13 protein-coding genes are annotated in these 13,228 nt (G+C 69.2%); 10 read left to right on the top strand and 3 right to left on the bottom strand.

All coding sequences use genetic code 11. From position 1 onward, the window contains the following. Positions 1-147: 147 nt before the first annotated feature. The 7 genes from AC07NG_RS05800 to AC07NG_RS05830 all read left to right on the top strand — a co-directional run bounded on the left by AC07NG_RS05800 (position 148) and on the right by AC07NG_RS05830 (position 8,001). A complete protein-coding gene (locus tag AC07NG_RS05800) occupies positions 148-1,314 on the top strand; it encodes a DUF4167 domain-containing protein (RefSeq protein ID WP_494592689.1) in 1,167 nt (388 codons plus the stop codon). A gap of 75 nt (positions 1,315-1,389) precedes the next feature. Further along, positions 1,390-2,421 carry a sensor histidine kinase gene (locus AC07NG_RS05805; RefSeq protein WP_494592690.1) on the top strand — a complete coding sequence of 344 codons (1,032 nt, stop codon included), beginning with the start codon at positions 1,390-1,392 and terminating at the stop codon, positions 2,419-2,421. Continuing rightward, complete coding sequence (locus tag AC07NG_RS05810; RefSeq protein ID WP_110120224.1) at positions 2,422-2,760, top strand: response regulator; 339 nt, start codon at positions 2,422-2,424, stop codon at positions 2,758-2,760. A gap of 61 nt (positions 2,761-2,821) precedes the next feature. Continuing rightward, positions 2,822-3,430 (top strand): DUF4893 domain-containing protein, encoded by a 609-nt coding sequence (locus AC07NG_RS05815; protein ID WP_494592691.1) that lies wholly within the window; start codon positions 2,822-2,824, stop codon positions 3,428-3,430. A 93-nt stretch (positions 3,431-3,523) separates the two neighbouring features. Further along, a complete protein-coding gene (locus AC07NG_RS05820; RefSeq protein WP_494592692.1) occupies positions 3,524-4,285 on the top strand; it encodes a M48 family metallopeptidase in 762 nt (253 codons plus the stop codon). Positions 4,286-4,386: 101 nt separating this feature from the next. Continuing rightward, on the top strand, positions 4,387-6,975 hold the full coding sequence (clpB, locus tag AC07NG_RS05825) for an ATP-dependent chaperone ClpB (protein ID WP_494592693.1): 2,589 nt from the start codon (positions 4,387-4,389) through the stop codon (positions 6,973-6,975). A gap of 447 nt (positions 6,976-7,422) precedes the next feature. Then, positions 7,423-8,001 (top strand): OmpA family protein, encoded by a 579-nt coding sequence (locus AC07NG_RS05830; protein WP_492853692.1) that lies wholly within the window; start codon positions 7,423-7,425, stop codon positions 7,999-8,001. Between the two features lie 308 nt (positions 8,002-8,309). Here AC07NG_RS05830 and AC07NG_RS05835 read toward each other — a convergent pair whose 3' ends face one another. Further along, positions 8,310-8,774 carry a tRNA (cytidine(34)-2'-O)-methyltransferase gene (locus tag AC07NG_RS05835; protein ID WP_494592694.1) on the bottom strand — a complete coding sequence of 155 codons (465 nt, stop codon included), beginning with the start codon at positions 8,772-8,774 and terminating at the stop codon, positions 8,310-8,312. Positions 8,775-8,972: 198 nt separating this feature from the next. Here AC07NG_RS05835 and petA point away from each other — a divergent pair, with 198 nt between their 5' ends. Genes petA through AC07NG_RS05850 form a run of 3 tightly spaced genes read left to right on the top strand, consistent with a single transcriptional unit; the run spans position 8,973 to position 11,706 of the window. Then, on the top strand, positions 8,973-9,521 hold the full coding sequence (petA, locus tag AC07NG_RS05840) for a ubiquinol-cytochrome c reductase iron-sulfur subunit (RefSeq protein ID WP_110120228.1): 549 nt from the start codon (positions 8,973-8,975) through the stop codon (positions 9,519-9,521). 5 nt (positions 9,522-9,526) lie between these two features. Continuing rightward, complete coding sequence (locus tag AC07NG_RS05845; protein WP_487288122.1) at positions 9,527-10,846, top strand: cytochrome b; 1,320 nt, start codon at positions 9,527-9,529, stop codon at positions 10,844-10,846. Between the two features lie 5 nt (positions 10,847-10,851). Next, positions 10,852-11,706, top strand: a complete 855-nt coding sequence (locus tag AC07NG_RS05850; protein ID WP_492853690.1) for a cytochrome c1 — start codon at positions 10,852-10,854, stop codon at positions 11,704-11,706. Positions 11,707-11,885: 179 nt separating this feature from the next. Here the strand turns inward: AC07NG_RS05850 and AC07NG_RS05855 are convergent, their stop codons facing one another. Both AC07NG_RS05855 and AC07NG_RS05860 read right to left on the bottom strand, forming a co-directional pair. Continuing rightward, a complete protein-coding gene (locus AC07NG_RS05855) occupies positions 11,886-12,281 on the bottom strand; it encodes an OsmC family protein (protein WP_494592695.1) in 396 nt (131 codons plus the stop codon). A 31-nt stretch (positions 12,282-12,312) separates the two neighbouring features. Then, positions 12,313-13,056, bottom strand: a complete 744-nt coding sequence (locus tag AC07NG_RS05860) for a hypothetical protein (RefSeq protein WP_494592696.1) — start codon at positions 13,054-13,056, stop codon at positions 12,313-12,315. Between the last annotated feature and the right edge of the window lie 172 nt (positions 13,057-13,228).

A 13,228-nucleotide genomic window follows, 5' to 3' on the forward strand; every position in this document is an offset into this window, starting at 1 on the left:
AAAGCCGCGCCCGATCCGGACGGAGACTCTACGGAAACCCAGGTCTCAAGAACATCGAAGGCGAGCCCGAGACGGGCCCACCCAGTCTCAAGAGACCGAATACCGATCGAGGCAAAGCTTCCCGGTCGGACAGGTTCAGAAGAGAAGATGAGAGATTTCAAGGGCATGAAGCGCCAGCGTGGCCGCAACAACCGCGGGGGCGGTGGTGGCAAGCCACAGCAGCACAACGCCAACCGGGCCTTCGATTCGAACGGTCCCGACGGCGTGAAGGTCCGCGGCGCGGCCCAGAGCGTCTATGAAAAGTACCAGCAGCTGGCCCGCGACGCCTCGTCGTCCGGCGACCGGGTGCTGGCTGAGAACTACCTGCAGCACGCCGAGCACTATTTCCGTGTGCTGCGCGCCATCCAGCCGAATCGTTCGGTCAGCGACATCATCGGCAAGGACGCCTACTCGGCGTACGAGATCGACTTCGAGGCCGAGCCGGAAGAAGTCGTCGAGGCCCCGGCCGCCGTCGAGACGCCCGCCGAGGGCGCTGAAGGCGGCGAGGGCGGCGAAGGTCAGGGCGAACAACGCCGCGACCGCAACCGCGACCGCTTCGAGAACCGTGACCGCGATCGCAACCGCGACGACCGTCCCCGCGATGGCCAGGGCCAGGGCGAACAGCGCCGCGACCGTTGGCGCGACCGCGACGACCGCGACCGCAGCCGCGACGACCGTCCCCGTGATGATCGGCCCCGTGATGATCGCCCGCGCGATGATCGTCCCCGTGACGACCGCCCGCGTGACGACCGTCCCCGCGAAGACCGCTTCCGCGACCGCGACGATCGCCCCCGTGATGACCGCCCCCGTGATGATCGGCCGCGCGACGACCGTCCCCGCGAAGAGCGCCAGCCGCGCGAAGAGCGTCCGGCGGCCGAAGGCGGCGAATTCCAGGGCGAGGCCCGCGAAGGCCGCCGCTCGCGCCGCGACCGGGATCGTGACCGCAATCGCGACCGTGACCGCGGCGAGCGTGATCCGCTGGCCGTGATCGAGCCGGAAGCCGCCCCGCTGGGCGGCGGCGAGGCCTCGGTGAGCGAAAGCTCGCCGGTGCTGCGCGGCCAGGACGGCGCGGTAAGCCACGCCCCGGCGTTCCTCGGCCGCAAGTCCGAGCCGAAGGCCGCCAAGGTCGAGGCCGAAGCCGCTCCGGCGGCCGAGACCCCCGCCGCTCCGGCCCCCGAGGCCGCCGGCGAAGAGGTCAAGAAGCCCCGTCGTCGCCGCGCCCCGCGCAGCTTCGAAGGCGGCGACGCTCCGGCTTCGGAATCCGAAGAAGCTTGAGACTTACCCTCCGCGAGGCCTTGGCTATTGCTAAACCCATAGGCTAGGCTCTCCTGGACGACAGGAGAGCCGGCCATGGGCGGGCGTGGAGCTAAGGCCGGCGGCGCGGGCGAAGAGGCCCGCTATCGCGCCATCGTCGATACGGCGGTGGACGCGATCGTCGTGATCGACGAGCACGGCCGCATCGAGGCGTTCAATCCCGCCGCCGAGCGGCTGTTCGGTTACACCGCCGCCGATATGATCGGGTCCAACGTCAAGGCCCTGATGCCCGAGCCGCATCACGCGGGGCACGACGGCTATCTCGAGACCTACCGCGCCACCGGCGAGCGCCGGATCATCGGCATCGGCCGCGAGGTGTTCGGCCGCCGGCAGGACGGCTCGACCTTCCCCCTCGAACTTTCGATCGCCGAATGGCGCTCGGGCGGACGGCGGTTCTTCACCGGCGTGATGCGCGACGTCACCGAGCGCAAGCGGACCGAGGAGCTGCAGAGGCTGCTGGTCAACGAGCTCAATCACCGGGTCAAGAACACCCTGGCCACCGTGCAGTCGGTGGCCGGCCAGACCCTGCGCAACGCCGCCGACCTGGGCGACGCCCGCGAGTCCCTGACCACCCGCCTGCTGGCCCTGGCCCGCACCCACGACATCCTGACCCGCGAAAGCTGGGAGGGCGCGGACCTGCGCGACATCCTGGCCGGACTGATCGAATCCTACGGCGACGCCACGCGCTTCACCTTGTCGGGACCTTCGGTGCGGCTGTCGCCGAAGACGGCCCTGTCGCTGTCGCTGGCCCTGCACGAGCTGACCACCAACGCCACCAAGTACGGCGCCCTTTCCACCCCCGCCGGCCAGGTCGCGATCGGCTGGAGCCGGGAAGGCGAGGGCGAGGACGAGCGCCTGCGGCTGGGCTGGAAGGAGAGCGGCGGGCCGCTGGTTTCCCCACCCGAGCGCCAGGGCTTCGGCAGCCGCCTGATCACGCGGGGCCTGGCCCTGGAGCTCGATGGCGAGGCGACGCTCGACTACCAGCCCGACGGGGTGGCCTGCGCCATCGTCGCCCGTCTTCGTCGCAAGCCGGCCGCCAACGCCGTACCGGCCCGAGGAGCCGCCTGAATGCGCGTTCTGATCGTCGAGGACGAGATCATGGTGGCCATGCTGGTCGAGGACCTGCTGACCGACCTCGGCTGCGAGGTCACCGGCCCGGCCGTCTCGGCCGAAAGCGCCGTCGAGGCCGCGCGGCGCGAGAAGGTCGACTTCGCCCTGCTGGACGTCAACCTGGACGGCGGCACCTCGTTCGCGGCCGCCGACGTGCTGCGCGAGCGCGGCGTGCCCTTCGCCTTCGTCACCGGCTATGGCGACCAGGGCGTGCGGGCCGACCTGCGCGACGCCCCGATCCTCAGCAAGCCGGTCGATCCCAGGCACCTGGCGCGGACGATCGCCGCGGCGCGCTGAACGAACCGCTCCGAGGTCTGGGGAGTTATCCACGCTCCTTCGACGTTCCCAGGAGCCGCCCATGCGCGCCGTCGCCGCCATCGTCCTGTCCCTCGCCGCCGCCGCTCCGGCCCTCTCCGCCCCGGCCTGGGCCGCCTCGGGCGACTGGCGGCGCGACGCCAGCCGCGACGACGTGCGGCGCATCGAGCGGCTGGACGAGGCCTGGGACGCGGCGCTTTCGGAGGCGCGCCGGGGCGGTCACGGGCGTGAACTGCGGGCGCTGGGCCCGCTGGTCGATCCGCGCGCGGCCCTGGCCCGTCCGCAGCCGACGCCGGGCGCCTATCGCTGCCGCACCATCAAGCTGGGCAGCCAGGACGGGCGCGGCCTGCCTTACGTCGCCTACGGCTGGTTCCGCTGCCGGGTGGAGCTGACCCCGGGCGGCGACCTGATCCTCGAAAAGACCACCGGCTCGCAGCGCCAAGCCGGCAACCTCTATCCCGACGCGCCGCGCCGCCAGGTGTTCCTGGGCGCCGTCGCCTGGGGCGACCGCGAGGGGCGCGCGACCTACCGCCGAGACCCGCAACGCGACCAGGCCGGGGTGTTCGAGCGGGTCGGCGCGAACCGCTACCGCCTGGTGCTGCCGTGGCCTCAGCAGGAGTCGAAGCTCGACATTCTCGAACTGCGCCGCTGACGCGCAAGGGAAGACCCCTATGACCCGGTGGTTGCAAGCGCGCCCCGAGCCGACTTAAGTCGGGGCGCAGACCAACCAGCCCCCGAGCCGCCCATGCTTCGCCGCCCGTCGCTTGCCCTGTTCGCCGTCCTGGCGTCGACGGCGGCGCTTTCCGCCTGCGCCTACAACGCCGAGCTCGGTCGCGACCAGTTCGCGGTGGTCGACGACGCGGCCCTGGCCCGTTCGGGCGAGCAGGCGTGGAACGAGGCGCTGCGCACCGGCAAGATCTCGCAGGATCCGCGGCTGAACGCCCGGGTCGAGCGGGTGGGCCAGCGGGTGGTCACGGCCGCGGGCCTGGCTGACCGTCCGTGGGACTATGTGGTGTTCGACAATCCGGTGCCCAACGCCTTCGTGCTGCCGGGCGGCCATGTGGGCGTCAATTCGGGGCTGGTGCAGCTGGTCGACAACGACGACCAGCTGGCCGCCGTGCTGGGCCACGAGGCCGCGCACGTGGTCGCCCGCCACGCGGCCGAGCGCTATTCGCAGCAGATGAGCACGCAGTTGGTGCTGGCCATCGCCCAGGCGGCCGCCGGCGGCGGGGCCAGCGACGGCGGCAAGGCCGTCTCGGCGCTGGGTGGGGCGGGGGCTCAGGTCGGCTTCCTGCTGCCGTTCTCGCGCAAGCACGAACTGGAGGCCGACCGCCTGGGCGTCGACTTTATGCAGCGCGCCGGCTACCGGCCGCGCGAGGCCGTGGTCCTGTGGCGCAAGATGCAGGCCCAGGGCGGTTCGAACCGCGCCGAGTTCACCTCGACCCACCCGTCGGACGCCACCCGCATCCAGGCCCTGGAAACTTATATCGCCAGCAAGGGCTGGTGACGCCTTGTGTGGCCTGAAGGTCACACTACATCCCCTGACAGGTCGGGCCGCGCTCATCGGAGGCGGCCTGGTCTGATCCGCCTAACAAGGGGACGTTCAGAGTGAAGATCGACATCTATTCCGACCGCGCCAAGCAGGCCGTGCAGTCCGCGCAGAGCCTGGCCCTGGCCCGTGGTCACCAGCAGCTCGGGCCCGAACACCTTCTGAAGGTGCTGCTGGAAGAAAAGGACGGGCTTTCGCGCACCATCATCGTCAACGCCGGCGGTCGTCCCGACGCGGCCGACGCGGCCGTGGACGCGATCCTGGCCAAGAACCCGCGCGTCGACGGCGCCGGCGGCCAGCTCTACATGAAACCCGACACGGCCCGGGTTTTCGCCACCGCCGAGGACGGCGCCAAGAAGGCCGGCGACGCCTTCGTCACCACCGAGCGCCTGCTGGTCGCCATCGCCAAGGACGGCGGCGACGTGGCCAAGGTGCTGAAGGACGCCGGCGTCTCGGCCCAGAGCCTGGAAACCGCCGCGGCCGCCCTGCGCAAGGGCCGCACCGCCGACAGCGCCAACGCCGAGGAAGGCTATGACGCCCTCAAGCGCTACGCCCGCGACCTGACGGCGGCCGCCCGCGACGGCAAGATCGACCCCGTGATCGGTCGCGACGAAGAGATCCGCCGCACCATCCAGGTCCTCTCCCGCCGCACCAAGAACAACCCGGTGCTGATCGGCGAGCCCGGCGTCGGCAAGACCGCCATCGTCGAGGGCCTCGCGCAACGCATCGTCAACGGCGACGTGCCCGAGAGCCTGAAGGACAAGAAGCTGCTGTCGCTCGACATGGGCAGCCTGATCGCCGGCGCGAAGTATCGCGGCGAGTTCGAGGAGCGGCTGAAGGCCGTGCTCGGCGAGGTAACGGCCGCCGAGGGCTCGATCATCCTGTTCATTGACGAGATGCACACGCTGGTCGGCGCGGGGAAGAGCGACGGGGCCATGGACGCCTCGAACCTGCTCAAGCCCGCCCTGGCGCGCGGCGAGCTGCACTGCGTCGGCGCCACCACGCTCGACGAGTACCGCAAGCACGTCGAGAAGGACGCCGCCCTGGCCCGCCGCTTCCAGCCGGTGTTCGTGCAGGAGCCGACGGTGGAGGACACCGTCTCGATCCTGCGCGGCCTGAAGGAGAAGTACGAGGTCCACCACGGGGTGCGGATCAGCGACAGCGCCATCGTGGCCGCCGCGACGCTGTCCAACCGCTACATCGCCGACCGCTTCCTGCCCGACAAGGCCATCGACCTGGTGGACGAGGCGGCCAGCCGCGTGCGGATGGCGATCGACAGCAAGCCCGAGGAGCTCGACGAGATCGACCGCCGCCTGGTGCAGCTGAAGATCGAGCGCGAGGCCCTGTCCAAGGAAACCGACGCCGCCTCCAAGCAGCGCCTGGAGAACCTGGAGGTCGAGATCGACGACCTGCAGTTCCGGTCGGACGAAATGACCGCCCGCTGGAAGGCCGAGAAGGACAAGGTCGGCGGCGCCGCTCAGGCGCGCGAGGCCCTGGACCGTCTGCGCGCCGACCTGGCCAACGCCCAGCGGGCCGGCGACTTCGCCCGCGCTGGCCAGCTTCAGTACGGCGAGATCCCGGCGCTCGAAAAGCGCCTGGCCGACGCCGAGGCCGGCGAGACCGGCGGGGAGAAGGCCCTGACGCCGGAAGTCGTCGACGCCGAACAGATCGCCGCCGTCGTCAGCCGCTGGACCGGCGTGCCGGTCGAGAAGATGCTGGAGGGCGAGCGCGAGAAGCTGCTGCAGATGGAGGTCGCCCTGCGCTCGCGCGTGGTCGGCCAGGACGAGGCCCTTGAGGCGGTGTCCGACGCCGTTCGCCGCGCCCGCGCCGGCCTGCACGACCCCACGCGCCCGATCGGCTCGTTCCTATTCCTGGGCCCGACGGGCGTGGGCAAGACCGAGCTGACCAAGGCCCTGGCCGAGTTCATGTTCGCCGACGAGCATGCGATCACCCGCATGGACATGTCGGAATACATGGAGAAGCACTCGGTCAGCCGTCTGATCGGGGCGCCTCCGGGCTATGTCGGCTACGACGAGGGCGGGGCGCTGACGGAGGCTATCCGTCGCCGTCCGTACCAGGTGGTGCTGTTCGACGAGATCGAGAAGGCCCACCCGGACGTCTTCAACGTGCTGCTCCAGGTGCTGGACGACGGTCGTCTGACCGACGGGCAAGGCCGCACGGTCGACTTCCGCAACACGATCATCATCATGACCTCCAACCTCGGCGCCGAGTTCCTGGCCAACCAGGAGGACGGGGCCGACGTGGAAGAGGTCCGGCCCCTGGTCATGACCACGGTGCGCGGCCACTTCCGGCCGGAGTTCCTGAACCGGATCGACGAGATCATCCTGTTCAAGCGGCTCGACCGCTCGAACATGAGCGACATCGTCCGCATCCAGCTGGGTCGGGTGGAGAAGCTGCTGGCCGACCGCCGCATGAGCCTGGCGCTGGACGCCGGCGCCCTGCAGTGGCTGGCCGACAAGGGCTACGACCCGGTCTATGGCGCACGCCCGCTCAAGCGCGTGATCCAGAAGGAACTGGTCGACCCGATCGCCCGCCGTCTGCTGGCCGGCGAGCTTGAGGATGGCGGCGTCATCGCGGTGGGAGCGGATGCCGAGGGCTTGTCCTTCGGCCGGGCGACCTTGCAGTAGGCTCTGGGCACTAAGCCCTGGCCGATCGATTTCGACGAAGCGCGCGCTCCGGCCTCCGGAGCGCGCGTTTTTCGTTTGAAGTCGCGCGAAAGCTCCCTACATCTGGAGGACGAGCGATGCGCCGCCGCGCCCGTTTCAGGCCGGCCGGCGATTCCGTCCGATGTCCTTTCGGGACCCGACGGCGGCTCGCGGGCCCCTCCGAGCGGCCAAAAATCCCCATCCCATTCGAAAATAATTCGTGGAACCAAACCGGCGTTCGCACGATCGCGCGCGGTCTATAAAGTCACCAAGAACATAGGTTCAAAGCGGCGCCAATCGCGACAAGAACACGCCCATTTTTCGCCTCTGTCACCTGACGGTTTCGTAATGCGAAAGCTGAACGACCCGGATGGAGTGTGTAGGTCCAAGGTCAAGCTTTATTGGATCAATGAAGAGAGAAGGCGAACAATGATCGGCCAAGTCAAAGGCAGCTTGAAGATGGCGGCGGTGGTCGCGCTGGTGGCTGGGGGCCTGGCGGTCAGCGGCTGCGCGACCAAGAAGTACGTCAACACCCAGGTCGGCGGGGTCGCCACCCGCGTCGACGGGCACGACACCCAGATCGCTGAACTGGACAAGACCTCGCGCGAGGCGCTGGAGCGCGCCACGGCGGCCGGCAAGCTGGCCGAGGGCAAGTTCATGTACTCGATGGTGCTGTCCGACGATTCCGTGAAGTTCCCGACCGACCAGGACGCCCTGTCGCCGGAGGCCGAGCAGCGCCTCGCCGACTTCGCGTCGAAGCTCAAGGAAGAGAACAAGAACGTCTACCTGGAAATCCAGGGCTACACCGACGCCACCGGCGAGACCGGCTACAACGAAAAGCTCGGCCAACGCCGCGCCGACGCGGTGCGCAAGTATCTGTCCCGTCAGGGCGTGGCCCTGAACCGGATGGCGACCATCTCGTACGGCTCGGAAGATCCGATCGCCCCGAACGAGACCAAGGAGGGCCGGGCGCAGAACCGCCGGGTCGTGATCATGGTGCTCGCCTAGGCCTTACCGCCCAGGACGCCAAGACCGGCGGGCGAGGACTCCACATCTCGCCTGGCCGGCCCGAGCGCCAGACTGAACCTTGGGCGGTCCCGGAAACGGGGCCGCCTTTTTTCGTGGTCTGATCTTTGGGCGAGGCGACTTCCGCCCGCTGATCCTTCCCCCAAATTCGTCTCTCCCCGCGAAGGCGGGGACCCAAGCTGGCTTTCAGGATGGGGCGCGGCCGTGGATCATCCGCAGACTCGGCTTGGATCCCCGCCTTCGCGGGGATGCGCGGTGAAAAAGCGCCTCGGTTTCCGAATGGTCAGCCGTCAGGGCAGGGCGGGGAAGCCGCCGGTCTGGCGAAGGGCCTCGGCCAGCGCCATGCCCGCGGTCACCGAGACGTTCAGCGAGCGGGCCTCGGGACGCAGCGGAATGACCAGCCGGGCGTCGACGGCGGCGTGCACCTCTTGTGGGGCGCCGCGACTCTCGTTGCCGAACAGCAGGGTGTCGCCGGGCTGGAAGGCGAAGTCGTGGAAGCTTGTGTCGCCGCGGGTGGTGAAAAGCACCAGGCGCCCCTCCGCCCGTTGAGGCGCGACCAGGAACGATTCCCACGAATCATGTCGCGTCAGGTGCGTCAGCGGGCCGTAGTCGAGGGCCGCGCGCTTCAAGCTCTTGTCGTCCAAGGGAAAGCTGCAGGGTTCGATGACGTCGAGCCCGACCGAGAGGCAGGCCGAAAGCCGAATCGCCGCGCCCACGTTCTGGGGAATGCCGGGTTGAAAAAGGGCGAGACGCATTCTAACGAACCAACCATGGGGCTAGTAGGGGCATTGCTGCGCATCGAAAGGGCTTGCGAACTCTGTTCGCCCATCCGATAGGGAGCATGCCCCTTGTGGCGAAGATCCGCTTGCGGGTCGAATAAAAGATACTGCGCCGAAATGGCGCTTCCTGGTCGGGTCGCTCGCCGGTCCGACGGAAACGAAGGGTGGAACAAGGTGGCCGACACCGCCGTGGGCGCAAAGACCGAGTCTGGGTCCGATCCCAGCCGACGCGATTTCATTTACATCGCGGCCATTACGGCCGCCGCCGGCGGCGCCGCCGCCATTGCCTGGCCGTTCATCGACCAGATGAATCCCTCTGCCGATACACTGGCCCTGGCCTCGACCGAGTTCGACCTGACCAAGGTCGCCGACGGCCAGCAGGTCACGCTGAAGTGGCGCGGCAAGCCGTTGTTCGTGCGTAACCGTACGTCGGCCGAGATCGCCCGCGCGGTGAAGGATGACCATGATCCGGGCCTGCGCGACCCGCAGACCGACGCCGAGCGCGTGAAGCCGGGCAAGGCCCAATGGCTGGTGCTGATCGGTTCGTGCACGCACCTGGGCTGCGTGCCCACCTTCGGCGGCGGCGACTACGGCGGCTGGTTCTGCCCGTGCCACGGCTCGCACTACGACACGTCCGGCCGGATCCGTAAGGGCCCCGCTCCGAAGAACCTGGTGGTTCCGGAGTACGCCTTCCTGTCCGACACCAAGGTCAAGATCGGGTAAGCCAGATGAGCGGACATTCGACCTACCAACCCAAGACCGGTATCGAGCGCTGGCTCGACGCCCGTCTGCCGATCGTGCGCCTGGGCTACGACAGCTTCGTCGACTACCCCACCCCGCGTAACCTGAATTACTGGTGGACCTTCGGCGGCATCCTGTCGCTGTGCCTGGCCAGCCAGCTGATCACCGGCATCATCCTGGTGATGCACTACACGCCGAGCGCCGACCACGCCTTCGCCAGCGTCGAGCACATCATGCGCGACGTGAACTACGGCTGGCTGATCCGCTACATGCACGCCAACGGGGCGTCGATGTTCTTCATCGCCGTCTACGTCCACATGCTGCGCGGCCTCTATTACGGCTCCTACAAGGCGCCCCGCGAGGTGCTGTGGATCCTGGGCTGCGTGATCTACCTGCTGATGATGGCCACGGCCTTCATGGGCTACGTGCTGCCCTGGGGTCAGATGAGCTTCCACGGCGCCGTCGTGATCACCAACCTGTTCGGCGCCCTGCCGATCGTCGGCCCGTCGATCACCACCTGGCTGTGGGGCGGCTTCGCCGTCGACAACGCCACGCTGAACCGCTTCTTCTCGCTGCACTACCTGCTGCCCTTCATGATCGCGGGCGTCGTGATCCTGCACATCTGGGCGCTGCACGTGGTCGGCCAGAACAACCCGACCGGCGTCGAGCCCAAGTCGAAAGCCGACACCCTGCCCTTCACGCCGTACGCCACGGTGAAGGACGCCTTTGCGATGAGCGTCTTCATGATCCTCTTCGCGGTGTTCGTCTTCTACCTGCCGAACGCCCTGGGCCACGCCGACAACTACGTCGAGGCCAACCCGCTGGTGACGCCGTCGCACATCGTGCCCGAATGGTACTTCCTGCCGTTCTACGCGATCCTGCGCGCCGTTCCGGACAAGCTGATGGGCGTGCTGGCCATGTTCGGCGCCATCGCCTGCCTGTTCGCCCTGCCGTGGCTGGATACCTCGAAGGTGCGCTCGATGCGCTACCGCCCGACCGCGAAGCTGTACTTCCTCATCTTCGTGGTGGTGTGCTGCATCCTGGGCCTCTGCGGCGCCAAGCTGCCGGACGATCCGGTGCTGGGTCACTTCAAGACCTTCACCCTGATCGACTCCGACCTGAACAGCTTCGTGTGGCTGAGCCGGTTCGCCTCGCTCTACTACTTCGCGTTCTTCCTGGTGATCCTGCCGGTGCTGGGCCTGGTCGAGAAGACCCTGCCGGTGCCGGACTCCATCGCCTCGCCCGCCCTGTCGCACCCGGCCGCCGCGCCGGAGCAAGCGACCGCCGCGCCTGAAATGAAGGGCTGATCCCGATGCTGCGCAAACTCTTCGCCATCGCAGCGGTCGCGGGTCTGCTGACGGCTGGAGCCTCGGCTCCGGCCCTGGCCGCCGGTCACCCGCTGGAACCCGAGAAGATCCACTGGTCGTTCGAGGGACCGCTCGGCAAGTTCGACCAGGCCCAGCTGCAACGCGGCTACAAGGTCTATCGCGAGGTCTGCTCGGCCTGCCACTCCATGAAGCTGGTCAGCTTCCGGAACCTCGGCGACAAGGGCGGCCCGTTCTATAACGACAAGTACCCGAACTCGAACGACAACCCGTGGGTCAAGGCGATCGCCAAGGAGTTCGAGGTCGCCGACATCGACTCCGAGACCGGCGACGCCATCAAGCGCCCGGCCACCAGCGCCGACCGCTTCCCCTCGCCGTTCCCGAACGAGGCCGCGGCCCGCGCCAGCAACGGCGGCGCCCTGCCGCCGGACATGTCGCTGCTGGCCAAGGCCCGCGAAGGCGGTCCGGACTACATCCACGCCATCGTCACGGGCTACAAGGACGCCCCGGCCGGCTTGAAGGTCGGCGTGGGCCAGCACTACAACCCGTACATGGCCGGCGATCTGACCTCGTACTGGAGCGGCTCGCACGAGCATGTTCCGCCGGGCGGCTTCATCGCCATGGCCCCGCCGCTGAAGGCCGGCCTCGTCACCTTCGACGACGGCACGCCCTCGACGATCGACCAGCAGGCTAAGGACGTCTCGGCCTTCCTGATGTGGGCCGCCGAGCCCAAGCTGGAAGAGCGCAAGCAGACCGGCTTCGCCGTGCTGATCTACCTGATCCTGTTCGCCGGCCTGCTCTATGCGGCCTACCGCCAGGTCTGGAAGAACGAGTCGCACTGAGCGGCGCGTTCCGACTGAGAACGAAGAAGGGCCCGGCGGCGACGCCGGGCCCTTTTTTGTTTTCGGGGGGAGACCCCCTCAGTCGCTCCGCGACAGCTCCCCCAGAGGGGGAGCATCTACGCCGCGCCGACCAAATCCTCCCCCTCTGGGGGAGGTGGCCCGGAGGGCCGGAGGGGGTCTCACCCCCGCTCCAGCACCGTATCAATCTCGAACCCGCCCTTCAGGGCCAGGGTCACCGGCGTGCGCTCGACGACGTCGCGCAGGCGGGCGACGGCGGCTTCGTCCAGGTCGCCGGTCGCGGCCACCTTGCGGTCGATCCTGGGCTTATCGCCGTGGGTGTCGAGCGCCAGGTCGACGGTGATCGTCACCTCGCCCCAGCCCTTGCGGTCGGCGTACATGCGCAGGGTGGTGGCGGTGCAGGCGGCCAGGCCCGCCAGCACGAAGCCGAACGGCGGCGGGCCGGCGTCCTGGCCGCCCAGGGCCGGGGGCTCGTCGCCGACCAGCTTGTGGCCGTTCACCTCGAGCAGGATCGTGTGGCGCGGATCGGCGGTGACGGCGTGGGCGCGCGAGGCCATGGGGGAAGCTCCGTACAGGGAAGAAGAAGGATCAGGGCGTCAGCCACAGGGCGTGGGCGGCCGGGTCCAGCCGCAGGCGGCCCCGGGCCAGCACCTCGACGCCCAGCGCCCCGACCACGCCGGGCGGCAGGTCGCCGGCCTTCACGGCCCGGGCGCGGGGATAGAGGCGACCGTCGAAGGCCAGCGCGGCCACCGTGCCGGCCGGCTTCTGGCGCGGTCCGTCGGCCGGTCCCCGGGCCCGCAGCACGCCGCCCGAGGCGGTGTCGAGGGCGAAGGGACCCTGGACGCTGGTGAAGCCGTCCGAAGCGGTCGCCCGCACGGTCGGCACCCCGCCGATCATCTCGACGGGCAGGGCGCGTCCCGAAGGCCTCGCGAGCCCGTCGGCGGGCGCCAGCGTCAGGCGGCAGGGGGAGAAGTCGATCACCACCGTGTAGCGGGCCAGGACATCGGCGCCGATGACTCCGGCGATGGGGGCGACGAAGCCGACGCCGCGATAGTCGAGATCGGTGACGCTGACCGGCTGGGCGGGCAGGGCCTCGCCGGCCACGCGGATGGGGAGGGAAAGGTCGGTCGCTTCGAAGCCGCCGGCCTGGGCCTTGGTCTCGTGCAGCAGGGTGCGGGGCGCCGACAGGTCGATGACGAAGTCGCCGGTCATGTCGCCGATCGCGGCCGGGGCGACCACCGCGCCGTTCTCGAACCAGCAGGCCGTCTCGCCGGCCCGCGCCGAGGCGGCGGTCGCGAGGATCAGGGCCAGGGCGAGGAGCGGGGCGCGCATGGAGGGAGACTAGAGCGTGTGCGGCGGCGGTGGGAAGCGCCGGTCGCTCTAGGGACGTGGATCGCCGGTCGGTTCGTACAAGTCTGGATCCCAAACTCCTCCCCCGTGAAACGGGGGAGGGGGACCACGAAGTGGTGGAGGGGGCGAGACTGGGCTCTGTGCCGGCGGGGGG

The sequence above is a fragment of the Caulobacter sp. GW821-FHT10C03 genome (genome assembly GCF_059415485.1).